The organism is Sphingomonas sp. CFBP 13706 (genome assembly GCF_014842355.1).
GTDB classification, from domain to species: Bacteria; Pseudomonadota; Alphaproteobacteria; order Sphingomonadales; family Sphingomonadaceae; genus Sphingomonas; species Sphingomonas aerolata.
The window spans coordinates 197,661-220,753 of sequence record NZ_JACYVM010000002.1 but is presented as its reverse complement, the minus strand read 5'-3'; the positions used below and the strand labels follow the sequence as shown (position 1 = coordinate 220,753).

Here is a 23,093-nt window from a genome sequence, read left to right as displayed (position 1 = left end):
CTCAGATCAGGCCGGCAAGCGGGCTCGAGGGATCGGCATAACGTCGCCGCCCCATCCGCCCCGCGCGATAGGCAAGCCGCCCCGATTCGACCGCGGATTTCATCGCCGCCGCCATCATCAGCGGATCCTTCGCCTCGGCGATCGCGGTGTTCATCAGCACGCCGTCGCAGCCAAGCTCCATCGCCACCGCCGCATCCGACGCCGTGCCGACGCCCGCATCGACGAGCACGGGCACCCCTGCCCCCTCGACGATCAACCTGATCGTCACGCGGTTCTGGATACCCAGACCCGAGCCGATCGGCGCACCCAGCGGCATGATCGCAACCGCGCCCGCATTCTCCAGCCGCTTGGTCGCGATCGGATCGTCGACGCAATAGACCATCGGCTTGAAGCCCTCGCTCGCCAGGATCTCGGTCGCGCGCAGCGTTTCGACCATGTCGGGATAAAGCGTCTTCGCCTCGCCGAGCACCTCGAGCTTCACCAGCTCCCAGCCGCCCGCCTCGCGTGCCAGCCGCAGCGTCCGGATCGCCGATTCGGCATCGAAACAGCCCGCGGTGTTGGGCAGGTAGGTGATCTTCTTCGGATCGATGAAGTCGGTCAGCATCGGCGCATTGCGATCCGACACGTTGACGCGGCGCACGGCGACAGTGACGATCTCTGCCCCCGAGGCCTCGACCGCGGCGGCGTTCTGCGCGAAATCCTTGTACTTGCCGGTGCCGACGATCAGTCGCGAGCGGAAGGTGCGGCCGGCGACCGTCCAGCTGTCGGTGTCGATCGCCGCGGCATGATCGCCGCCGCCGACGAAGTGCACGATCTCGAGGTCGTCGCCATCCTCGACCATCACGTCCGCCAGCGTCGAACGCGGCACCACCTCCATATTGCGTTCGACCGCGATCTTTTCAGGGATGAGGCCCAGTTCGGTCGCGAGCCCTGCAAGGCTGAGGCCGGTGGAAACACGCTTGTGCTCGCCGTTCACGGTGATCGAGACGGTGCCGTCGGAGTGGGGCATGCAGAGTTTTCCGTTCGTTTCGACCGAAGTCGGGAAACCACCCGTCCGCTGCCGGTCTCATGTCTCGACTTCGCTCGACACGAACGGGTAAGGGGGGTGCATATAGAGGGTGGTTTGCCGCCCCTGCAACCAGGAGCAGCCTTTGCCCGCGACAGTCCCTGCCACCGTCCCTGCGACAATCTTCGTCCTGAACGGCCCCAACCTCAACCTGCTGGGGACGCGCGAGCCGGAGATTTACGGCGACGAGACGCTCGACGACATCGCCGGCCAGCTTGAGGATCGCGCCCGCGAGCTCGACCTGACGATCGACATGCGCCAGTCGAATCACGAAGGGCACCTCGTCGACTGGATCCAGGAGGCGCAGGCGCGCGGCGCGAAGGCCGTCATCCTCAACGCCGGCGCATTCACGCATACCTCGGTCGCGGTCCATGACGCGATCAAGGGCGTGAAGACGCCGGTGATCGAGGTTCATCTTTCCAATCCCCACGCCCGCGAATCGTTCAGGCACGTCAGCCTGGTCGGACAGGCGGCGAAGGGCACGATCGCGGGTTTCGGCGCGCTTTCGTATCTGCTCGCGCTTGAAGCCGTCGCACGGTTCTGACAGGAGGCCCCGCCATGACCGATACACCAGAAACAACAGGCGCAATGCAGGTCGATGTGACCCTGGTGCGCCAGCTCGCCGAACTGCTCGACACCACGCAGCTGACCGAGATCGAAGTCGAGGACGGCTCGCGCCGCATCCGCGTCGCACGCAAGGCAGCGCAGGCCGCACCCGTCGCGCACTATGCCCCCGCCCCTGCGGCGCCCGCCGTCTCCGCACCGCTGGCGATCCCGCAGGCCGAGGTCGGCGCGTCCGCCCCGGCGATCAGCGCGAGCGCGGTCAAGTCGCCGATGGTCGGCACGGTCTATCTGGCCGCCAACCCCGAGGCGAAGCCGTTCTCGACCGTCGGCCAGAAGGTCAATGCGGGCGACACGCTGCTGATCATCGAGGCGATGAAGGTGATGAACACGATCGTCGCGCCCTCGGCCGGCACCGTCACCGCGATCCTCGTCGAGAACGGCCAGCCGGTCGAATTCGACCAGCCGCTGGTCGTGGTCGAATAATGAAGCAAATCAAGAAGCTGCTCATCGCGAACCGCGGCGAGATCGCGCTGCGGATTCACCGTGCCTGCCATGAGATGGGCATCAAGACGGTGGCGGTCCATTCGACCGCCGACGCCGACGCGATGCACGTGCGGCTCGCTGACGAGGCGATCTGCATCGGACCGCCGTCGGCGACCGACAGCTATCTGAACATCCCCAACATCATCTCCGCCGCCGAGATCAGCGGCGCGGATGCGATCCACCCGGGCTACGGCTTTCTCAGCGAGAATGCGCAGTTCGCCGAGATCGTCGAGCTGCACAACATCCTGTTCGTCGGCCCGAAGCCCGAGCACATCCGCACGATGGGCGACAAGGTCCAGGCCAAGCGCACCGCAGGCGCGCTCGGGCTGCCGCTCGTCCCCGGCTCGGACGGCGCGATCAGCGACATCGCCGAGGCCAAGCGGATCGCCGACGAGATCGGCTATCCGGTGATCATCAAGGCGGCATCCGGCGGCGGCGGTCGCGGGATGAAGGTCGTCACCGACGCCGAAGACCTCGAAACGCAGATGCAGCAGGCCGGCAGCGAGGCGAAGGCCGCCTTCGGCGATGCCACCGTCTACATGGAAAAATACCTCGGCAATCCGCGGCATATCGAATTCCAGATCTTCGGCGACGGCGAGGGCAACGCGATCCATCTCGGCGAGCGCGACTGTTCGCTCCAACGCCGCCACCAGAAGGTGCTCGAGGAAGCACCCTCACCGATCATCACCGCCGAAGAGCGTGAGCGGATGGGCGGGATCGTCGCCAAGGCGATGGCCGACATGGGCTATCGCGGCGCGGGGACGATCGAGTTCCTGTGGGAAGCGGGTGAATTCTACTTCATCGAGATGAACACCCGGCTTCAGGTCGAGCATCCGGTGACCGAGATGATCACCGGCCTCGACCTGGTGCGCGAACAGATCCGTATCGCCGAGGGGCATCCGCTGACGCTGCGCCAGGAAGACGTGCAGTTCCGCGGCCATGCGATCGAATGCCGCATCAATGCCGAGGATCCGCGCACCTTCGCGCCGTCGCCGGGGCTGGTGAAGCTCTATCATGCGCCCGGCGGGATGCATGTCCGTGTCGATAGCGGACTCTATGCCGGCTACCGTGTGCCGCCTTATTACGACTCGATGGTCGCCAAGCTGATCGTCTACGGCGCGACGCGTCAGGGCGCGTTGCGACGGTTGCGGCGTGCGCTTGAGGAGATGGTGATCGAGGGCGTCACGACGACGATTCCCCTGCATCGTGCACTGCTCGACGATCCTGAGTTTCAGGAGGGCGCGTACACGATCAAGTGGCTGGAAGAGTGGCTCGCCAAGCAGGGGGCGTAAGCGCTCCTGCCACTTAGAATGTTCTCCCGCGAAGGCGGGAGAACAAGAACCGCGCGGGACACATGGTCTTGCCAAGGCTAGTCCAATGACGACGGAGCATTCGTGAAGGCGACGATCTACCACAACTCGAAGTGCTCCAAGTCGCGCGAGGCGCTCGCGCTGTTGCAAGAGGCCGGTGCGGATGTCACGATCGTCGAATATCTGAAGACTCCCCCGTCGCGCGCCGAACTCGTCCGCCTCTATGACCGCGCAGGCATGACGCCACGCCAGGGCCTGCGCATGGCGGAGGACGGCGCGAAGGCGGTCAAGCATGGCGACGCGGAAGCGATCCTCGACGCGATGATGATCGATCCGCTGCTGATCGAGCGTCCGCTAGTCGAGACCGACAAGGGCGTCCGCCTCGGACGGCCCATCGCGCGGCTTCACGAAATTCTGTGATCGCTGCCCCCGCATCGTGCATATCCCTTCCGGATGCTGTATTTTCGGGCAGGGTTTACGGGTGAATCGGTCGTTGCCCGAGGTGGCGACAACTGGCACGTTTGGTGCAAGGCGCCCTGTAGGGCGTTGGTTTCAACGACAATCGGGGGCGTACCTGTGAAAAAGATCGAAGCCATCATCAAGCCGTTCAAGCTTGATGAGGTGAAGGAAGCGCTGCACGAGATCGGCGTGAGCGGCATCACCGTGACCGAGGCCAAGGGCTTTGGCCGGCAGAAGGGCCATACCGAGCTGTATCGTGGCGCCGAATATGTCGTCGACTTCCTGCCCAAGGTGAAACTCGAGGTCGTCGTCGCGGATGGTCTGGCACAACGCGTCGTCGAGGCGATCGCCGCAGCCGCGCAGACCGGCCGGATCGGCGACGGCAAGATCTTCGTCATTCCCGTCGAAAGCGCGCTGCGTATCCGTACTGGCGAGCGCGACGACGACGCGATTTAACGGCTTTACTGACACCGACTTCATTTGACGCGGCGCAACAATCTGTGGAATTAGCGCGCTGCGCCGCACTATCATTTCCGGCATATCTGCCGACCTATCGAGCAAAGAGGGCTTAGCATCATGGCAAATTCGGCCAACGACGTCCTGAAGATGATCAAGGACCAGGAGATCGAGTGGGTCGATCTGCGCTTCACCGATCCCAAGGGCAAGTGGCAGCATCTCACGATGGTCGCCAGCCTGATCGGTGAAGACGAACTGACCGACGGCCTGATGTTCGACGGCTCGTCGATCGAGGGCTGGAAGGCGATCAACGAGAGCGACATGACGCTCAAGCCCGATCTCGACGCGGTCTATGTCGATCCCTTCTCGGCGACGCCGATGATGATCCTGATCTGCGACATCGCCGATCCGTCGACCGGCGAGCTCTACGCCCGCGATCCGCGCTCGACCGCCAAGCGCGCCGAGGCGTATCTGCTGACGACCGGCGTCGGCGACACCGTCTATGTCGGCCCCGAGGCCGAGTTCTTCATGTTCGACGACGTCCGGTTCGAGAACAGCTATTCGACCAGCTATTACAAGATCGACGACATCGAGCTGCCGGGCAATTCGGGTCGCGAATATGAGGGTGGCAATCTCGGCCACCGTCCGCGCGCCAAGGGCGGCTATTTCCCGGTCGCGCCGGTCGACAGCGCCGTCGACATCCGCGGCGAGATGGTCTCGACGATGATCGAGATGGGCCTGCCCTGCGACAAGCATCACCACGAGGTCGCGGCCGCACAGCATGAGCTGGGTCTGACCTTCGGTACGCTGACGCAGACCGCGGATCGCATGCAGATCTACAAGTACGTCGTCCACCAGGTCGCGCACGCATACGGCAAGACGGCGACGTTCATGCCCAAGCCGATCAAGGAAGATAACGGTTCGGGGATGCACACGCACTTCTCGATCTGGGATGGCAAGACCCCGCTGTTCGCGGGCAACGGCTATGCGGGCCTCAGCGACATGTGCCTGTATTTCATCGGCGGCATCATCAAGCATGCCAAGGCGGTCAACGCGTTCACCAACCCGACGACCAACAGCTACAAGCGCCTCGTCCCCGGCTACGAGGCGCCCGTGCTGCTCGCCTATTCGGCGCGCAACCGCTCGGCCTCGTGCCGCATTCCCTACGGCACCGGCCCCAAGGCTAAGCGTGTCGAAGTGCGCTTCCCCGATGCGCTGGCCAACCCGTATCTCGCTTATGCGGCGCTGATGATGGCAGGCATGGACGGCATCCTGAACAAGATCCATCCGGGCGAAGCGATGGACAAGAACCTGTACGACCTGCCGCCCGCAGAACTCGCCCAGGTCCCGACCGTCGCGGGTTCGCTCCGCGAGGCGCTCGACTGCCTGCTCGCCGATCACGACTTCCTGCTCAAGGGCGACGTGTTCTCGAAGGATCAGATCGAGAGCTATGTCGAGATCAAGCGTGCCGAAGTCGCGCGTTGGGAAATGACGCCGAGCCCGGTCGAGTATGACATGTACTACAGCGGCTGNGTGGCTTCGCCACGGCGCTGACAGAGAAAGGGCGTCCGGAGCAATCCGGGCGCCCTTTCTTCGTTCGAGCATCCCGCTACTTCTGCCCTGCACGGGAAGATCAAATTGGGTTCTGCTCTATGCCCCTGTGTCCCCGCGAAGGCGGGGACACAGTCTGGGCTCCCGCCTTCGCGGGAGAACAGGATTACAGCGCGCTCAGGCCAGCAGCACGCTACTCCCGAACGTCTCCCCTGCCTCGAGCGCCCGGTGCGCATCAGCCGCATCCTCCAGCGCGAAGGTCTGGCCGATCTCCGGCTTGAACGCGCCCTGCTCGAGCATCGCGAACACCCGGTCGACCATCGCCTGCCGGTGCTCGGCATAATCGAACAGCGTCGGGCGCGTCACGAACAGCGACCCCTTGGCCGCCAGCACGCCCAGATTGACACCATCGACCACGCCGCCTGCATTGCCGAAGCTGACGATAAGACCCCGCTTCGCCGCGCTGTCGAGCGATGCCGTCCACGTTGCGCCGCCGACGCCGTCGAGCACCACGGGCACGCCCTTCCCGCCGGTGATCTCGCGCACCCGCGCGGCGATGTCCTCGGACCGATGGAGAATGACGTGATCGGCCCCCGCCTTGCGCGTCCGCTCGGCCTTCGCCTCGCTGCCGACGCTGGCGATCACGGTCGCGCCGATCGCCTTCAGCCAGCCGACCAGGATATGCCCGACCCCGCCCGCGGCGGCATGGACAAGCACCGTCTGCCCGGCCTCGACGCGCGCGCAGCGTTCGATGAGGAACTCCGCGGTGCAGCCCTTCAGCAGGATCGCCGCGGCGGTGCGGTCGTCGAGCGTGTCAGGCAAATGGAAGAGCTCACCCGCAGGCACGTTGCGCTCGGTGGCGTAGGCCCCGCGCGTGGGGCCGAAGGTGCCGACGCGGTCACCCGGGGCAAAGCCCGTGACCCCCTCGCCCACCGCCATCACCACGCCGACCGCCTCGCTGCCGAGCCCCGAGGGCAACGTCACCGGATAGACGCCGCTGCGGTGATAGGTGTCGATATAGTTCAGCCCGACTGCGGTGTTGCGCATCCACACCTCGCCCTTGCCCGGCGCGGGCAGGTCGACGTCGTCCCACTGGATCACCTCGGGGCCACCGGTCGTCCTGATAGTCGCTACGCGTGCCATGCCCGTCTCCTGTTGGTCATGACCCTAACTAGGCTCCGCGTTTCGGGTTGCAACCGATCCGCCCGACGCCCATTCCTCTGCAAAACACGATGCGGAGAGGCATGATGAAGAGCTATCTGAAGCAGTATATCGACGGCGCCTGGGTCGACAGCGACGGCGGCCGAATCCACCAGGTCATCGACCCCTCGACCGAACAGCCCTGCACCGAGATCACGCTCGGCACCGCGGCCGATGTCGACAAGGCGGTCGCCGCCGCCCGCGCCGCGTTCGAAAGCTGGAGCCAGACGAGCGTTCAGGAGCGGCTCAACGTGCTCGGCCGGATCATGACCGAGTACAAGGCGCGCATGCCCGATCTGGCCAAGGCGATGTCGCAGGAGATGGGCGCACCGATGGCGCTCGCATCGATGGCACAGGCGCCCACCGGCCTCGCGCACTTCTCCGCGACCGCCAAGGCGCTGGCGGCGTTCGAATTCTCCGAAGTCATCGGCAAGGCGACCGTCGTGCACGAACCGCTCGGCGTCGTCGCGATGATCACGCCCTGGAACTGGCCGCTCAACCAGATCTGCGCAAAGGTCGCGCCCGCGCTGGCGGCAGGCGACACGATGATCCTGAAGCCGTCCGAGGAAGCGCCCTCCTGCGCGATCATCCTCGCCGAGATCATGGACGCCGCGGGCGTCCCGGCGGGGGTGTTCAACCTCGTCAACGGCGATGGCCCCGGCGTCGGTGTCGCCCTGTCGAGCCACCGCGACATCGACATGGTCAGCTTCACCGGCTCGACCCGCGCGGGCATCGCGGTGGCGCAGGCCGCCGCACCGACGGTCAAGCGCGTCCATCAGGAGCTGGGCGGCAAGGCAGCGAACCTCGTGCTCGAGGGCGCCGATCTCGCCAGCGTGCTGCCGCCGACGGTGGCGGGCGTGCTCGCCAATTCGGGGCAGAGCTGCATCGCGCCGACGCGGCTGCTGGTCCATGCCAGCCAGGTCGCCGAGGCCACCGCGATCGTGAAGTCGATGATGGAGCAGACCAGGGTCGGCGACCCCGCCGAGATGGGCCAGCATATCGGCCCCGTCGTCAACAAGGCGCAATTCGACAAGATCCAGGGGCTGATTCAGTCGGCGATCGACGAGGGTGCGACGCTGGTGACCGGCGGCGTGGGGCGTCCCGACGGGCGCAACGCGGGCTATTACATCCAGCCGACCTTGTTCACCGATGTCCGCCCCGACATGCGGATCGCGCAGGAGGAGACGTTCGGCCCGGTCGCGACGATCACCGCCTATGCCGACCAGAATGAGGGCATCCGCATCGCCAACGCAACCGAATACGGCCTCTCTGCGACGATCTCCGGTGACCCCGCCGCCGCCGCGAAGGTCGCGCCTAAGCTGCGTGCGGGGCTGGTCACGATCAATTCGTGGAGCCCCGACATCGGCGCGCCGTTCGGCGGCTACAAGCAATCGGGCAATGGCCGCGAGAACGGCCGTTACGGGCTAACGGACTTCATGGAGGTGAAGACCGTGGTAGGCCTGCCCGGCTGACCCCGCCGACGCCCCCTCCCCTGCGGGAGGGGGCTCAGTGCATCGGCCAGACCGCCACGATCAGCGGCGTGCCGACCAGCAGCACCAGCAGCGACAGTGGCGCGCCGAGCCGGGCGTAATCGCTGAACTTGTAGCCGCCCGGCCCCATCACCAGCGTATTGCACTGATGACCGATCGGCGTGAGGAAGTCGCACCCCGCCCCGACCGCGGTCGCCATCAGGAACGCCTCGGGCCGATAGCCCAGATCGCCCGCAAACGTCGCCGCGATCGGCGCCATCACCAGCACGGTCGCGGCATTGTTCAGGAACGGGGTGACCGCCATCGCCGCCGCCAGGATCAGCGCGACCGCCCCCCAGGGCGGCAGCGTCGATGCGGTCGCGGACAGCCAGGTCGCGATGACGTCCGACGCGCCGGTGGTGCGAAGCGAATCACTGACCGGTATCAACGCCCCGAGCATGATCAGGATCGGCCATTCGACATGGTCATAGGCCTCGCGCACCGGCAGCACGCCGGTCGCCATGATCAGCCCCGCCGCCGCGAAGAACGCCACCGCCACGGGCACGAACCCCATCGCCGTTGCCCCCATCGCGACGCCGAGGATACCGATCGGCAGCCAGCTGCGCTTCGACACGCCAAGCCGCATTTCGCGCTGTGCCAGCGGCAGGCAGCCCAAGTCGCGCAGCTTGCCGGGTAGCTGCTCGAGCGGCCCCTGCAGGACCAGCACGTCACCCGCGCGCAGCTCGATATTCGCCAGCCTGCGCGACAGATGCTCGCCCTGTCGCGAGATCGCGATAAGGTTGACCCCGAACCGCGCCTGCAGCGCAAGCCGCGCCGCGGTCCGGCCCGCCAGCGGCGAACCGACATTGACGACCGCCTCGATCACGCCGACTTCATCGTCGTCCGCCTGATCCGCCTTTTCGCGGTCCTCGCCTTCCAGCTTCAGCCGGTCGCGCGCGATCACGCGTTCGAGCGCATCGGGTTCGCCGCCGAGGATCAGTACGTCGCCCGCCCTCAGGTGCGTATGCTCGTTCGGCGCGCTGCGCATGCCCGCGCGCAGAATCCGCGTGATCGACACCTCGCCGTCGTGCCGTGCGAGAAAGTCCTCGACCGACTCGTCGACCGCAGGGGACGTCTCGGGGATCGCGGCTTCGGTGATATACCCCTTGATGTCGAGCGCCTCACCCATCGTTGGCGCAGCCCGCCGGTCGCGCGGCAGCAGGCGATAGGCGAAGCGCAGATAGATCAGCCCCATCACCGTCAGCCCGAGCCCGACCGGGGTATAGTCGAACATCCCGAACGGCTGCCCGGTCATCTGCTCGCGGACGCGGCTGACGATGATGTTGGGCGAGGTACCGACGAGCGTGATGAGACCGCCGAGCAGCGACGCGGTCGCCATCGGCATCAGGAACACCGATGGCGAGGTGTCGTTCTTCTTGGCCATCTGGAACGCGGCAGGCATCAGCATCGCCAGCGCGCCGATATTCTTGACCAGCGCGGACGAGAACCCCACCGACGCCGTCAGCACGACAAGCTGCGACCGCACCCGCGTGACCCGCTTTGCAAGCTTCGACAGCGCCAGTTCGATCACCCCCGAGCGCTGAACCGCCGCCGAGATGACGAGAGCCGAACCGACGATGATGACGATGTCGTCGGAAAAGCCCTTGAAGGCGTCCTTGGGACTGACGATTCCCAGCGCGATGCTCGCGAGCAACGCCAGGATGGCGGTGACGTCATAGCGAAACCGTCCCCAGATGAAGAGCATCATCATGCCGATGAGCGTGGCGATCGAAAGGGATTGGGGAAGGGTCATCTGGCCTCGATATGTGACTGCCGATCAACCATGCCCGACAGGCCTGGTTCCCACGACAAGGGGTCCTCTGGCGTTTGCCGCCGGCTCAATAGTCCTTCGAAATGCGGACGTTCGCACTCTGCCTGCCAAGCGTGGAGATGCTCGACAGCAGCGACAGCCAGCGCGTGACCTGGAACTCGACCTGCGTCGCGCTATAGCCCTGGCCGTCGGTGACGATCTCCGCATAGAGCCGCCGCGTCACATATTTGCCCGCGGCGATCGACGTGCCCTGCCCCGTCTGCGGATCGGCAGGCAGGATGCGCAACCGGTCGAGACCCGCTGCACGCCGCACTGCGTTGATCGGGTTGATCCCGTTGCCGCCGTCCTGCAACGCCGCCACCGCCGCCGCGAGCTGCAGGGCCTCGGGCGCGGACAGGTTGGTGATCGACGTCCCGAACAGCAGGCGCGACAGCAGTTCGTCCTGCGGCAGCGCGGGCGTGCTCGTGAACCCGATCTCGGGCTTGAGCGCATAGCCCGTGACGCGGATCGAGGCGTTCAGCCCCGTCGAATCAGCGTTCGCTTCGATGTCGAGCGCGGGGTTCGCAGGCACGCCGCCATCGAACCGGATGACGCCGCGCGCCAGTTCGAATTCGCGCCCGGCAAATTCGTAATCGCCGCGGATCAGCGTCGCACGGCCCGTGATCGCGGGGTTCTGCGGTTCGCCGGCGATCTGGAGATTGGCGGACCATTCGCTCGTCAGCCCCAGTCCGCTGACCATGACCTGGTTCGGCGCGCGGGCCTTGATCGCGAGCGTCCAGGGGCGCGTCGGCGCGGCCTTTTCCTCGCCGCCCTCGGGCAGGTTGATTTCCCGGATGTTGAGTTGCGGCACCGCGCTTGCCGCGGTCGCCTGGCCTAGCCGATAGCGGCTCTTGTTCATCACCACGTCGCCCGCGATTACGCCGCCTATCCCGTCCGACGTGAACGTCAGCGGCCCCGTCACGGTCGCGCCGATATCGTCGCGATTGATCATCACAGCGTTCGCGGCCTGAAGCCGCAGGTCGATGCCGAGCCCGTTCCTAGCCGCGAAATCAAACTGGCCGACCCCCGTCACCCGGCCGCCCTTGCCCGCGTCTGCGGCGAAACGGTCGATCACCAGGCGCGAGCCGCCGAAGCGGCCGCTGGCCTGGACGTTTGACAGGATCGTCCCCGTCGTGCCGCTTTCGATGCGAGCGTTGGTCGCACGGACGACACCCCGGATTACCGGCGCCTCGAGCGTACCCGCGACATCCGCGCCGATCGCCACCGGTCCCGACAGGTCGAACAGCTCGACCCCCGTCAGCCGCCACAGCGTGTCCGCGGGCCCGCTGTAGCGCAGCTGTCCGAACAGCCGCGCGCGTGCGATCCGCGTGGCAAGGTCGCCCTCACCGAGCGGTGCGAGCTGCGCCTGTGCGCGACCGATCGTCTTGCCGCCCGAGGCGATCACCGCACGCAGGCCGAGCTTGTCGGGCGACAGAAGCGCTGCGACCCCGACATCGATCGGCCGCGACGACAGCACGAGCCCCGCACGGCTGAGGCCACGGATCGTCACGTCCGCCTTGCCCGTCGGCGGGTTGCCGCCGCTCGTCGCGACGCTGAACGTCCCCGATGCCAGGCCACCAAGCCCGAGGCCGGGATAGCCGATGTCGAGGATGGCCAGCGGCATCCGCGTCATGCTCGCGTCGATCGCGCTGGTCGATCCGGTGAAGCGTCCGCCGATCTGCGCCTCGCCCCCCGAGAAGCTCAGCCGCGTCGGTGCGAGGCGCCAGCCATCGCCGTCGTGGGTCACGATCGCCGGGCTCAGCAGGCGCAGCGGCCGCCGGTCGAGCGTCCCTTGCGCGGCGATGCGATAGCTGTCTGCGGTCACGTCGGTCACGCTCTCGATATCGAAAGCGCGTCCGCGCGACCCCGCGATCGACGCCTTGATCTGCCCCACTCCGCCGCGCAGCGACGCGCTGCCCGCCAGCCGCCCGATGCTGAGCGCGCCGCGTTGCAAGCCTGCGCCGGTCGCGGTCGCCTCGATCGAGGTTCCCGCGGGGTCGAGAATCGTGACGAGGTCCATATGGCCACGCCGCAACGTCCAGCCGGCAAGCGTCCCCGCGCGCGCATCGAGATGCGCCTCGACGCGCTGATTCTCGCCGACCGGCCGGAAGAGCAGTTCACCCGCTAGACCGCCGCCCGCCACCGCAAGCCGCCCGTTGAAGCCGCCATCGACGATCGCGAGCGTCCCCGTCGCGCGGGTCCCGCTGACGTCCAGCGCGGCGATCGCGATCGTGGCACCCGCGCCGCGCGGCAGGAGCAGCGTTCCGGTCGCGGTAAAGGGGCCAAGCCGCGAGCCACCCGCAGCGGCAAAGGCATAGCCCTGCGCGGTCGGATCGAGATGCGCCCGCACGTTGGTCAGCCCCAAGGCCGGACTGGGGCTGGCAAGGACGAGGTCGAGCGTCGGCCGCTCGATCCTGCCGTCCAGCGTCAGCGTGACCGGCCCGTAGTTTTGCTGGCGCCCACCGCCCTCGAACCGGAAGCTGCCGTCGCGCCGTCTGTAGCCGTTGCCGCTCAACCGGATCTGCGGCGCGACAAGGACGAGGTTGCTGAAATGCAGGACTCCGTCCGTCGTTCGTTCGAGATTGGCGGTGAGCCGCGGCAGACCGCCTGCGAGACTGCGGAAGAAGGCGTTGTCGAGTCGCAGCACCTGTGCCGCTCCCTGCCCGATCACGCGCGTCCCCTTGCCGTTCGGCCCCGGAACGACGCGCAGCGTCGACGTGACGTCGACGATCCCCAGCCCCGGGATCAGATAGCGACCAAGCCGGCCATTTACCCCGACGTCGAACCGCCCGGTGCGCAGGTCGACCCGGATGCCGATCCGTCCGTTGAGCTTGTCGGAGCGCAGCACGAGGTCGTCACCGGTCAACAGCGCAGGCGTGATCCGCAGCCGCCCATCGACCGACAGGTTGCGCAGGATCCCCCCGGCAACATCGCCCACCCCGGTCACGCGGGCGGCGGTGACGCGGATCGGGACGGTGACCGGCGCCGCCGACAGACGCCCCTTGCCGGCGATCCGCACGGAATCGAAGCCGGTCTTGTCGAAGGTCAGTCGTGCCGCATCGAGGCGGTAGTCGAGACTGGCGGTTGCGAAGGCACCGTCGAGAATGGCGCGCAGTTCGATGTCGCTGCCCCCCATCGTCCCGATCAGCGCCGTCGGCCGCAGCAGCCGTGCCTTCACGCGAAAATCGCGAAATGCGTTCGCGCCCAGATCGACGATACCTGTCGTGTCGAGCGAGACGGCCGGCGACCGCAGCGACAGCCGCCCGTCGAGCCGGCGTTCGACGAACGTCGCGGCGCCATTGACCAGAACCCGTGGCGTCGTGAGCGCCGCGAGCCGTCCGCTGAGCAGCCCCGAGGGGGCGAGCGTTCCCGACAGCGTATAGCGTCCGCTCGCCTGTGAGAGCGCGAGATCGACCGCGCGTGCCGTGCCGACATTACCCTGTGCGCGGCCCGTCCAGCGCGCCCAGCGGCCGTCACCGGTGACGACGAGCGCGACGTTGCTCCGGGCACCGACCATCCGCGCGAGCACCCCGTTCGCCGCCCCGCGCGCCGCTACGTCCAGATCGAACCGGTCGCGCGCTGGCTCCGCATCGATCCGCAGCTTGAGCCGGTCGCTGCCCGCGACCAGCGCGTTCACGTCGACGAGCGCGCGTCCCGAGCGGATATCGGCACGGCCGTCGAGCCGCGCGACGCGTGCGGTGCCGAGCACGCGGGTGTCGAGCAGCAGGCGTCCGACCGTGAGCCGCCCGATCCGGATGTCGAAATCCGGCAGGATCGGCGTGCGCCTCTTCGACGGTCGCGTGCGCGGGACGTGGAACAGCGTCGCGCGATCGATCGCGAGCCGGCGGATCTCGAGCCGGTTCGAAAACCAGCGGATGGGCGACCAGTCGAGCGCGACGCGCGGTGCCTGGAACACGAGCCCGTCGAGATCATAGACGCGCAGATCGGTCAGCCGCGTGTCGCCATAGAGCGACCCGTCGATCCGCCCGATCGTGAAACGCAGCCCGTTGGCCGCACGGATCGCGCCGACCCGTTTGGCAACATAGCGGTGGCCGATATCGGTATCGACGATGAGCAGTGCAGCACCCAGGATCGCCACCAGGGCCAGGAATGCCGCCGCAAGCCAGCGCCACCAGCGGCGCCGTGGCACAGGCCGGCCCGGCTCTGTCGTCTCGGTCGCGGCGTCGGTCAAAACGCCTGTCCCAGCGATACATAGACCGCGATCCGGCTGTCGCCCGGTTGCGGGTTGATCGGCGTCCCGACATCGAATCGGATCGGGCCGAAGTTCGAATAATAGCGCACCCCGATCCCCGTGCCATATTGCAGGCCGGTGAATTTGGGCAGCGGCGACGTGTAGATGTTGCCCGCATCGAGGAACGGCACGACCCCGAAATTGCCGAACGCCTTGATCCGCGCCTCGATCGAGAATTCGGTCAAGCTGCGGCCGCCGATCGGATCGTTGTTCGGATCGCGCGGACCGATCGACTGATAGCCATAGCCGCGTATCGATGCGCCGCCGCCGGCATAGAAGCGCCGCGACGGTGCCACCTGATCGCGCGGCGCGCCGACGATCGTGCCGAGCCGGGTCCGCCCCGCCAGCACGATCCCGTCGCTGATCGTCCTGTACACGCTCGCATCGATCTGCGTCCGCGCATAGCCGAACACCGATCCCTGGAACGAGGCCTCGGGGCTCAGCCGCCCGCCGAGCCGGAACCCGCGCGTCGGGTTGAGCAGGTCGTCCGATCCGTCATAATTCAGTGTGGTCGGCAGCGCGCCGATGAAGAAGGTGCGGCGCCGCGGGTCGCCGGTCGACACGATCACGTCGCGTTCGTCCGATGCGATCAGCTCCGCGCCGAGCGACCAGGTCCAGGTCTTCTGGAAGAAGATGTTCGTCTGGCGTTCGATGCTGCCGGCCAGCGTGAAGGTCTTGGCCTCATAGGCATCGCGGTTGATATGCACCGCGGAGACCTGCGCGGTCAGCACGCGATCGCGCGCATGGAAGTTGTTCCGCCGATAGACGATCGCGCCAAGCTGCTCCTGCGTCCCGATGACGCTGCGCAGCGTGAGCGCGCCTTCGGGCGGGAACAGGTTGCGATGCGTCCAGCTGACCTCGGCGCGTGCGCCCTCGCCCGTGCCATACCCAAGCTCGCCTGCGACCGTGCGCGGCGGCGCGCGGTCGAGCTTTACGCCGATATCGACGCTGTCCGCGGTGCTGCCGGGGATCGGCCTGACCTCGACCGACGACACCAGGCTGGTCTGGACGAGCGCCCGGCGGAGATCGTCCAGTTCGCCTGCGTCATAGGGTTGGCCGGGCGTGAACCGCGCGATTTCCTGCACATGCTCCGCATCGAACACGCGGTTGCCGGGCAGCGCGACGATCCGGCCAAAGCGCTTCTGGCCGCCCGGGACGATCGACAGGTCGAGCGTGGCGGTGCGCGTCGCATGGTCCACCACGATCGCCGGATCGCCGACCTTGGCGAAGGGAAAGCCCTCACGCCCGATCTGCGTCGTCAGCTTGGCCTCGCCTGCGACGATCGCGTCCGAATTGACCGGGTCGGCAGGCTTGATGCCGAAGGCCTGGGCCAGCGCGGGCGCCTTGTCCCCCGCCGCCGCCAGACCGTCGATCGTCACGCCCGTGAAGGTGTAGCGCGTGCCGGGCTCGGCCGAGACGATCACCAGCGGCTTCTGCCCCGGCTCGACCCGGGTGGTGACGCGCGCGTCATAATAGCCCTCGGCGCGCAACAGGCTGTTGAGCAGGTCGCCGTCCTCGCGCGCACGGCGATCGAGCTGCGCGGCATTGGCAACCTCGCCGTCGTTCGCATTGAGCGTCGAGAGCTGGTCAAACCGCTGTTTCAACAGCGTATTCTCGATCGAGTCGATCCCTTCCAGCCGCCAGGAATAGCGCGTCTCGGTCGTCGCATCGGTGTTGGTCGCGACGGTGACCGGATCATCGGTGGCGGCAGCAAGATCGGGCCAGGCGACGCCGATATCGGGCAGCGGCGCGAGCGGCGACATGGGATCGAACGACACCGGCGCGTCCGCGGCCGCATCGCCCTCCTGCGGCGTGGACACGCGTGTCTGGGCGGCGGCGCGCGGGGGCGCCGTCAGCATCGGCACGACAAGGACGGCGGTGGCCGTACCGATCCCGACCCACCCGAAGCGGTACACCATGCTCGCCTCCTAGCCGGGCTTGGCCCCCCGCAACAGTCGTTCGTGACGCATTTTCGCCACGTTTCGTCATGACATCGAAATACTCTGCCGGACAATCAGCGTGTTGCGCGGTGCATTGTCCGCGTCGGCAGCCGGCACTGGCGTCCGCGCGCGCGACGTGGCAGGTGCGGGACATGGCTGACAAACGTCCGACCGCTGCTGGCGGCTTCCTGATCGCACTCGGCATCCTTGGCGGCGCGGGGGTCGGATTTGCGATCGGCCAGGCCACGCCCGGTCTCCTCATCGGCACCGCAATCGGCGTCGCCGCCGCGCTCCTCGTCTGGATCCGCGACCGCCGCTAGCTAGGTTCGCGCATCTGCCAGACGACGCGGCCGACAATGTCGACCGGGCCGTCGGGCACCGGCGGTGCAGCAGGATTGTCGCTCGACACGCTGAGCGTCCCATCCCGCAACGCGACGCGCTTGACCATCGTCAGGCCGTCGACCCGGATGACGTGAAGGCGTCCGCGCGCGCCCGGCACCGTGGTCGCCATATCGACGATGATGTGATCGCCATCCTGCAGGCCGGGCTCCATCGATGTTCCCCGGACCCGAATGATCGCCGCCTGCCCGTCGCGCAGCCCGAGCCGCCGCGCCAGCGCGGGGTCGATCACATCCGTGCCCAGCAACACCTCGTCATCGACCAGCGCACCCGGCCCGGCCGACGCCTGCACCGCCAGCCGGGCGATCTGGAATCCGGTGCGGCTCGCCCCCGTCTTTCCCCCGCTCCCACCGAGAACATGATCCTCGACGCCGAGATACTGCGCGAGCAGCCGGCGATCGTCCTCCGCCAGTCGTCGTGGCGACCCGCGCTTCACATACTGCTGCAGATAGGCCGCGTTGCGTCCCAGCATCGCCGACAGGGCCGCCAGACTGTCCCCGCGCGCAGCCGCAAACCGTGCCAGCGCTGCTCGGGGATCGGGATCGGACATGGTGAAACCATAGCGCAGGAAAAATCCTAGACAAGTTGGATTTCAAGGAACAGATCGTGAACAGACAGAGGGAATCACAAGGAGCAAACGATGTCCGTACTGGTCAAGATCAACCGATATCTGCGGCAGACCGACATGGGGGCGGCGACCTTCGGACGGCGTGCAGTGAATGATTCCCGGCTCGTCGCAGATCTCAGACGCGGTCGCCAACCACGCGCGGGCCTGGTCGCGCGGATCGAGGCGTTCATCGCGAACACGTCCGGGCGCGGCCGGTCGTGAGGATGGACCCCCTGCGCGGCCCCGATGTCGCGACGCGGTTGATCCGCGCACTTCACGCCAGTGCCGCAGCATCTGGCACGTCAGTTGAGGTGATCGAGACGGTTTCACGCCCATGGGCGAGCGCGACCTTCTCGGGCGAGCAACACCATCTGGTCATCCTGGCGGATCCCATACCCGGTTTTCGATCCTGGCTTGCCACCCTGCCCGATGCCGAGCTGCCACTGCGGGGGCACATCCTCGCCGATCTCGCGATCGACGCGGTGGAGCAGGTCGGGTCGCGGCTGCGTGTCACCATCGCGGCGTTGACGCTGATCGACGCATAGCCATGCCTTGGGGCTGGACTTTCGGCCTTGGAAACACGAAGTCGGCGGCCAATGAAGGAGATGACGATGGCAGGCACCGGCGCCGGAATGGGCAAGTTCGAATGGGCGGATCCGTTCCTGCTTGACGACCAGCTGAGCGAAGACGAACGCATGATCCGCGATACCGCGCGCGCCTATGCCGAGGACAAGCTCGCGCCGCGGATCATCGACGCGTTCCAGCACGAACATACCGATCCCGCGATTTTCCGCGAGATGGGTGATCTCGGCCTGCTCGGACCGACTATCCCAGAGGAATATGGCGGCGTCGGCGCCTCCTATGTCGCGTACGGCCTAGTCGCGCGCGAGGTCGAGCGGATCGACTCGGGTTATCGCTCGATGATGTCGGTCCAGTCGAGCCTGGTGATGTACCCGATCAACGCGTTCGGTTCCGAAGCACAGAAGCGCAAATATCTGCCGAAGCTCGCGACCGGCGAGTTCATCGGGTGCTTCGGATTGACCGAGCCCGATGCGGGTTCGGACCCCGGCGGCATGACGACGCGCGCGAAGAAGACCGCGAACGGCTATGTGATCTCGGGCGCCAAGACCTGGATCTCCAATTCGCCGATCGCCGACGTGTTCGTGATCTGGGCGAAGTCCGACGAGCATGGCGGCGGCATCCGCGGCTTCATCCTGGAACGCGGGATGAAGGGGCTCGAGACGCCCAAGATCGAGGGCAAGCTGTCGCTGCGGGCGTCGATCACCGGCATGATCCTGATGGACGAGGTCGAGGTCGGCGAGGACGCGTTGCTCCCCGACATCCAGGGGCTGAAGGGGCCGTTCGGCTGTCTCAACCGTGCGCGCTACGGGATTTCATGGGGGGCGCTCGGTGCGGCGGAGTTCTGCTTCCACGCCGCGCGGCAATATGGCCTCGATCGCAACCAGTTCGGCACCCCGCTCGCCGGGCGGCAGCTCTATCAGAAGAAGCTCGCCGACATGGAGACCGAGATCGCGCTCGGGCTCCAGGCGTCACTGCGCGTCGGGCGGCTGATGGACGAGGGGCGGTTCGCGCCCGAGATGGTCTCGATCGTCAAGCGCAACAATGTCGGCAAGGCGCTCGACATCGCGCGGATGAGCCGGGACATGCACGGCGGCAACGGCATTTCGGGGGAATATCAGGTGATGCGTCACATGATGAACCTCGAGACGGTCAACACCTATGAGGGCGCACACGACGTCCACGCGCTGATCCTCGGCCGCGCGATCACGGGTATTGCGGCGTTTTGAAAGCGACAAGCCCCTCCCCTTCAGGGGAGGGGTTGGGGTGGGGGTTTTCCATGAACGCAGCCGAGAAGTTTGGGGCGCTGCCCCACCCCGACCCCTCCCCTGAAGGGGAGGGGCTGAGAAGACCGCCGCCCCTTTCCGATCTCAAGGTCGTCGAGCTCGCCCGCATCCTCGCCGGGCCCTGGGCAGGCCAGGTGCTCGCCGACCTCGGCGCCGACGTCGTCAAAGTCGAGAGCCCCGCCGGCGACGACACCCGGACATGGGGCCCGCCGTTCATCGACAACCCCGACGGCACCAGCGATGCAGCCTATTTCCACGCCGCCAACCGCGGCAAGCGCTCGGTCGTGGCGGACTTCACGACGTCCGAGGGGCAGGCCGCGGTTCGTGCGCTGATCGCCGACGCCGATGTCGTGATCGAGAATTTCAAGGTCGGCGGGCTCGCCAGATACGGGCTCGACTATCCGACGCTCGCCGCGATCAATCCGCGGCTCGTCTATTGCTCGATCACCGGCTTCGGACAGGACGGGCCCTACGCACCACGCGCGGGCTATGACTTCATCGTCCAGGGCATGAGCGGGATCATGGATCTCACCGGCGAGCCTGATGGCGCTCCGCAGAAGATCGGGGTCGCGTTCGCCGACATCATGACCGGGCTGTATTCGGTGATCGCGATCCAAGCAGCGCTCGCGATGCGCGAGCGGACCGGCCGGGGGCAGCAGATCGACATGGCGCTGCTCGACACGATGACCGGCGTCCTCGCCAATCAGGCGATGAACTGGTTCGCAAGCGGCGTCTCGCCGACGCGGGTTGGCAACGCGCACATGAACGTGTGCCCCTATGCGGTCTTCCCGACCAGCGACGGGTGGTTCATCCTCGCGGTCGGGAATGACGGCCAGTTCCGGCGGTTCTGCGACGCTATGGGCTTGCCCGAAATGCGCGACGATCCGCGGTTCGCGACCAATGCCGGGCGACTTGCCTTCAAGGACATCCTGTTCGCGGGGATCGAGGCGGCGACCTCGCTGGTGCCAAAACTGGAGCTGCTCGCGCGGCTGGAGGCGGTCGGTGTCCCCGCCGGGCCGATCAACACCGTCGCGCAGGCGTTCGACGATCCGCAGGTGATCGCGCGCGGCATGGCGATCGACGTCGTGCGTTCGGATGGATCGAGCGTGCCGGGTTTGCGCACGCCGATCCGCTTCTCAGATGCCGATCTTGCGACCGGCCGGGCGGCACCGATGCTGCCAAGACACCCGTCATCCTGACGAAAGTCAGGATCCAGAGCCAGTTGCGCTAGCGTTCCTAGCTCTGGATCCTGGGTCGAGCCCAGGATGACGAAAGGGGTCAGGCGGCCGTCACCGCCGGCTTGCGTGCATAAAGTCCATAAGCGAGAATCAGCGCGTAGCAGATCGCCGGCAGCAGCAGCGCGAAGTGCAGGCTGCCCGAGGAATCCGCGAGCACGCCCGTGAAATAGGGTATGATCGCGCCGCCGACGATCGCCGTGGCGATCACGCCCGACCCCTCGGCCGCACGCTTGCCAAGGCCTTCGGATGCCAAGGCGAAGATCGTCGGGAACATCACCGAATTCATGAGCCCGATCGACAGCAAGGCCCAACCCGACACGGCACCCTCGGTATTCGCCGAGATCAGGATCAGCGCCAGCGTCCCGGTCGCGACGCCGGCCAGAACCTTGCCTGGCGACACCTTGTTGAGGACATAGGCCCCGATGAACCGCCCGATCAGCGCGCCGCCCCAGTAGAAGGGCACGTGCTGACCGGCAGCGACATCGCTCAGGCCCATCACGCTCGGCTGCATCAGGTAGTTGACGATCAGCGAGCCGACCGCGACCTCGGCGCCGACATAAAGGAAGATGCACGCCGTCCCCATCGCGAAGCGCGGGCGCTTGAGCAGCGTGAAGGCGTGGAGGATGCTGCCCGTCTGCTCCTGCTCCTCGTTCAGCCGGTTCCGCCGCGTCCAGACGACGGCGGCGACGATCAGCAGCGCGATGGCAAGGCCGATATAGGTGTGGACGACGGTCCGCGACGATTCGGTCCGGTAGGCGTCAAGCGCGGCGCCGGTCAGCGTCGATGAATCCACCGTCGCGAGACCACCGAGGATGACCGCGGAACCGACATAGGGGAAGATCGTCGTGCCGAGCGAGTTGAACGCCTGCGCGAAGGTCAGCCGGCTCGATGCCGATTTCGGCGCGCCGAGCGCCGAGATTAGCGGGTTGGCGACGACCTGGACGACGGTGATGCCCGCGCCCAGCACGAACAGCGCGAACAGGAACATCTCGAAGCTGGCCTTGCCCGCCGCCGGGATGAACAACAGGCACCCGACGGTCATCGTCACCAGCCCGATCGAGGCGGTGCGCATATAGCCGGCCTTGCGCACGATCGCCGCAGCGGGAATCGAGAACAGCGCATAGGCGAGGAAGAAGGCCGACTGGACCAGCATCGCGGTCGCATGGTCGAGCGTGAACAGCTCCTTCATCTTCGGAATGATGATGTCGTTCAGCGAGGTGATGCCACCGAAGATGAAGAACAGGGCGAAGACGAAGACGCGCAGGTCGGGGGCGTCGTAGCCGTGATTGGCATCGCCCTCTGCGGCGGTGCCTCCCGCGGCGGCGGTGTGATGGGTGTCGACATGCATGATAAATTGCGCCCTCTCGCGGTCTTGTTGGGCGGCGGCATAAGCCGGGGCGACCGCGCGTGGCAATGGCAGAGGCGCGTTCGCGCGCCCGGCTGCGGCGTGCCACCCGTCGATTGCCGCGCTTTCGGGCATCGGGTATGCCATTTGCAAACGCGACAAGGGAGAGCATGAGATGGCGACCGCAGCGCTGCGCAATTCGACGGTTTCACCCGCGGAATGGGAGGCCCGCCAGCAGCTTGCCGCCTGCTACCGCGTGTTCGACATGCTCGGCTGGTCCGAGATGATCTACAACCACATCACGTTGAAGATCCCCGGCGAGGACGGCGCGTTCCTGATCAACCCGTTCGGGCTGCATTTCAGCGAGGTGACCGCGTCGAGCCTCGTCAAGATCGACATCGACGGCAACAAGCTCGACCAGAACCCCTATCCGGTCAATCTCGCGGGCTTCACGCAGCACGCGCTGTTCCACAAACACCTGCCCGACGCGCATTGCATCATGCACACGCACACCACCGCAGGCATGGCGGTCAGCGCGCTCGAGGGCGGGCTTCAGCCGACAAATTTCTATGCATGCAACTTCATCGGCCAGATCGCCTATCATGATTTCGAGGGCGTCACCGTCCGGTCGGAAGAGGGCGAACGGCTGATCGAGCATCTCGGCGACAAGCGCGTGATGCTGCTGCGCAATCACGGCATCCTGGTCATGGGCCGGACGCTGCCCGAGGCGTTCATCAAGCACTGGTCGCTGCAGCGCGCCTGCGAGATCCAGGTCGCGACCGCATCGATGGGCACGCCGATCCTGATCCCCGACGATGTGGTCAAGGTGCACCAGCGCGATCTCGGCAAGGTCTCGCTGCCCGGTGGTGCGGGCAAGGCGGATTTCGAGGCGATGGTCCGGCTGGTCGACAAGCGCGACACGAGCTGGCGGCAATAGCCCCCTCCCCTCCGCCCGGGGG

Annotated in this window: 19 protein-coding genes and 1 pseudogene; 13 read left to right on the top strand and 7 right to left on the bottom strand. The window is 66.7% G+C overall.

Features of this window, described 5'->3' with window-relative positions; translation table 11 throughout:
- Position 1: 1 nt before the first annotated feature.
- Positions 2–1,009: a sulfur carrier protein ThiS gene (gene thiS, locus IFS44_RS04380; protein ID WP_192097660.1), complete on the bottom strand. Its 1,008-nt coding sequence runs from the start codon at positions 1,007–1,009 to the stop codon at positions 2–4.
- Positions 1,010–1,151: 142 nt separating this feature from the next.
- Between thiS and aroQ the strand changes: the two genes are divergently transcribed.
- The 6 genes and pseudogenes from aroQ to glnA all read left to right on the top strand — a co-directional run.
- Entirely contained in the window at positions 1,152–1,610 is a 459-nt protein-coding gene (gene aroQ, locus IFS44_RS04375; protein ID WP_031394575.1) for a type II 3-dehydroquinate dehydratase, read from the top strand.
- Between the two features lie 14 nt (positions 1,611–1,624).
- Positions 1,625–2,113 carry an acetyl-CoA carboxylase biotin carboxyl carrier protein gene (accB, locus tag IFS44_RS04370; protein ID WP_037527677.1) on the top strand — a complete coding sequence of 163 codons (489 nt, stop codon included), beginning with the start codon at positions 1,625–1,627 and terminating at the stop codon, positions 2,111–2,113.
- A complete protein-coding gene (accC, locus tag IFS44_RS04365) occupies positions 2,113–3,465 on the top strand; it encodes an acetyl-CoA carboxylase biotin carboxylase subunit (protein WP_031438893.1) in 1,353 nt (450 codons plus the stop codon). Before accB ends, accC begins: the two co-directional genes overlap by 1 nt.
- A 102-nt stretch (positions 3,466–3,567) precedes the next feature.
- Positions 3,568–3,903 carry an arsenate reductase family protein gene (locus IFS44_RS04360; RefSeq protein ID WP_192097659.1) on the top strand — a complete coding sequence of 112 codons (336 nt, stop codon included), beginning with the start codon at positions 3,568–3,570 and terminating at the stop codon, positions 3,901–3,903.
- A gap of 156 nt (positions 3,904–4,059) precedes the next feature.
- Entirely contained in the window at positions 4,060–4,398 is a 339-nt protein-coding gene (locus IFS44_RS04355) for a P-II family nitrogen regulator (protein ID WP_031394505.1), read from the top strand.
- Positions 4,399–4,518: 120 nt separating this feature from the next.
- Positions 4,519–5,930: pseudogene (gene glnA / locus IFS44_RS04350) on the top strand (type I glutamate--ammonia ligase); the annotation flags it as partial.
- A 196-nt stretch (positions 5,931–6,126) separates the two neighbouring features.
- Here glnA and IFS44_RS04345 read toward each other — a convergent pair.
- Positions 6,127–7,092 (bottom strand): quinone oxidoreductase family protein, encoded by a 966-nt coding sequence (locus tag IFS44_RS04345; RefSeq protein WP_192097658.1) that lies wholly within the window; start codon positions 7,090–7,092, stop codon positions 6,127–6,129.
- A 104-nt stretch (positions 7,093–7,196) separates the two neighbouring features.
- Here IFS44_RS04345 and IFS44_RS04340 point away from each other — a divergent pair, with 104 nt between their 5' ends.
- Positions 7,197–8,621 carry an aldehyde dehydrogenase family protein gene (locus tag IFS44_RS04340; protein WP_192097657.1) on the top strand — a complete coding sequence of 475 codons (1,425 nt, stop codon included), beginning with the start codon at positions 7,197–7,199 and terminating at the stop codon, positions 8,619–8,621.
- A 34-nt stretch (positions 8,622–8,655) separates the two neighbouring features.
- Here the strand turns inward: IFS44_RS04340 and IFS44_RS04335 are convergent, their stop codons facing one another.
- The 3 genes from IFS44_RS04335 to IFS44_RS04325 all read right to left on the bottom strand — a co-directional run bounded on the left by IFS44_RS04335 (position 8,656) and on the right by IFS44_RS04325 (position 16,659).
- Positions 8,656–10,431, bottom strand: coding sequence for an SLC13 family permease (locus IFS44_RS04335; RefSeq protein WP_192097656.1), 1,776 nt, complete (start codon positions 10,429–10,431; stop codon positions 8,656–8,658).
- Positions 10,432–10,516: 85 nt separating this feature from the next.
- Positions 10,517–14,680, bottom strand: a complete 4,164-nt coding sequence (locus tag IFS44_RS04330) for a translocation/assembly module TamB domain-containing protein (RefSeq protein WP_192097655.1) — start codon at positions 14,678–14,680, stop codon at positions 10,517–10,519.
- A complete protein-coding gene (locus tag IFS44_RS04325; protein WP_192097654.1) occupies positions 14,677–16,659 on the bottom strand; it encodes an autotransporter assembly complex protein TamA in 1,983 nt (660 codons plus the stop codon). Before IFS44_RS04325 ends, IFS44_RS04330 begins: the two co-directional genes overlap by 4 nt.
- Positions 16,660–16,832: 173 nt before the next feature.
- Between IFS44_RS04325 and IFS44_RS04320 the strand changes: the two genes are divergently transcribed.
- Positions 16,833–17,000: a hypothetical protein gene (locus IFS44_RS04320; protein WP_167396669.1), complete on the top strand. Its 168-nt coding sequence runs from the start codon at positions 16,833–16,835 to the stop codon at positions 16,998–17,000.
- Here IFS44_RS04320 and IFS44_RS04315 read toward each other — a convergent pair.
- Positions 16,997–17,629: a S24 family peptidase gene (locus tag IFS44_RS04315; RefSeq protein WP_192097653.1), complete on the bottom strand. Its 633-nt coding sequence runs from the start codon at positions 17,627–17,629 to the stop codon at positions 16,997–16,999. The two genes, IFS44_RS04320 and IFS44_RS04315, sit on opposite strands and share 4 nt — an antisense overlap.
- A gap of 90 nt (positions 17,630–17,719) precedes the next feature.
- Between IFS44_RS04315 and IFS44_RS04310 the strand changes: the two genes are divergently transcribed.
- The 4 genes from IFS44_RS04310 to IFS44_RS04295 all read left to right on the top strand — a co-directional run bounded on the left by IFS44_RS04310 (position 17,720) and on the right by IFS44_RS04295 (position 20,750).
- Complete coding sequence (locus tag IFS44_RS04310; RefSeq protein WP_031438885.1) at positions 17,720–17,908, top strand: hypothetical protein; 189 nt, start codon at positions 17,720–17,722, stop codon at positions 17,906–17,908.
- Positions 17,905–18,231, top strand: coding sequence for a hypothetical protein (locus IFS44_RS04305; RefSeq protein WP_166746094.1), 327 nt, complete (start codon positions 17,905–17,907; stop codon positions 18,229–18,231). The genes IFS44_RS04310 and IFS44_RS04305 overlap by 4 nt, the downstream gene beginning before the upstream one ends.
- A 66-nt stretch (positions 18,232–18,297) precedes the next feature.
- Complete coding sequence (locus tag IFS44_RS04300; protein WP_244649923.1) at positions 18,298–19,494, top strand: acyl-CoA dehydrogenase; 1,197 nt, start codon at positions 18,298–18,300, stop codon at positions 19,492–19,494.
- 50 nt (positions 19,495–19,544) lie between these two features.
- Positions 19,545–20,750, top strand: a complete 1,206-nt coding sequence (locus IFS44_RS04295) for a CaiB/BaiF CoA transferase family protein (RefSeq protein WP_192097652.1) — start codon at positions 19,545–19,547, stop codon at positions 20,748–20,750.
- A 79-nt stretch (positions 20,751–20,829) separates the two neighbouring features.
- Here IFS44_RS04295 and IFS44_RS04290 read toward each other — a convergent pair whose 3' ends face one another.
- On the bottom strand, positions 20,830–22,137 hold the full coding sequence (locus tag IFS44_RS04290) for a sugar MFS transporter (RefSeq protein ID WP_192097651.1): 1,308 nt from the start codon (positions 22,135–22,137) through the stop codon (positions 20,830–20,832).
- Positions 22,138–22,309: 172 nt separating this feature from the next.
- On the opposite strand from IFS44_RS04290, the gene IFS44_RS04285 reads away from it, so the two are divergent.
- The gene (locus tag IFS44_RS04285; protein WP_192097650.1) at positions 22,310–23,071 is read left to right on the top strand and encodes a class II aldolase/adducin family protein; all 762 of its coding nucleotides are present in this window, start codon (positions 22,310–22,312) and stop codon (positions 23,069–23,071) included.
- The last annotated feature ends 22 nt before the right edge of the window (positions 23,072–23,093 follow it).

Bases quoted from the DNA above. Each gene is read 5' to 3' on its own strand.
- thiS (WP_192097660.1), bottom strand. From the start codon at position 1,009: ATGCCCCACTCCGACGGCACCGTCTCGATCACCGTGAACGGCGAGCAC.
- accB (WP_037527677.1), top strand. From the start codon at position 1,625: ATGACCGATACACCAGAAACAACAGGCGCAATGCAGGTCGATGTGACC.
- accC (WP_031438893.1), top strand. From the start codon at position 2,113: ATGAAGCAAATCAAGAAGCTGCTCATCGCGAACCGCGGCGAGATCGCG.
- IFS44_RS04345 (WP_192097658.1), bottom strand. From the start codon at position 7,092: ATGGCACGCGTAGCGACTATCAGGACGACCGGTGGCCCCGAGGTGATC.
- IFS44_RS04340 (WP_192097657.1), top strand. From the start codon at position 7,197: ATGAAGAGCTATCTGAAGCAGTATATCGACGGCGCCTGGGTCGACAGC.
- IFS44_RS04335 (WP_192097656.1), bottom strand. From the start codon at position 10,431: ATGACCCTTCCCCAATCCCTTTCGATCGCCACGCTCATCGGCATGATG.
- IFS44_RS04325 (WP_192097654.1), bottom strand. From the start codon at position 16,659: ATGGTGTACCGCTTCGGGTGGGTCGGGATCGGTACGGCCACCGCCGTC.
- IFS44_RS04320 (WP_167396669.1), top strand. From the start codon at position 16,833: ATGGCTGACAAACGTCCGACCGCTGCTGGCGGCTTCCTGATCGCACTC.
- IFS44_RS04315 (WP_192097653.1), bottom strand. From the start codon at position 17,629: ATGTCCGATCCCGATCCCCGAGCAGCGCTGGCACGGTTTGCGGCTGCG.
- IFS44_RS04310 (WP_031438885.1), top strand. From the start codon at position 17,720: ATGTCCGTACTGGTCAAGATCAACCGATATCTGCGGCAGACCGACATG.
- IFS44_RS04300 (WP_244649923.1), top strand. From the start codon at position 18,298: ATGGCAGGCACCGGCGCCGGAATGGGCAAGTTCGAATGGGCGGATCCG.
- IFS44_RS04295 (WP_192097652.1), top strand. From the start codon at position 19,545: ATGAACGCAGCCGAGAAGTTTGGGGCGCTGCCCCACCCCGACCCCTCC.
- IFS44_RS04290 (WP_192097651.1), bottom strand. From the start codon at position 22,137: ATGCATGTCGACACCCATCACACCGCCGCCGCGGGAGGCACCGCCGCA.
- IFS44_RS04285 (WP_192097650.1), top strand. From the start codon at position 22,310: ATGGCGACCGCAGCGCTGCGCAATTCGACGGTTTCACCCGCGGAATGG.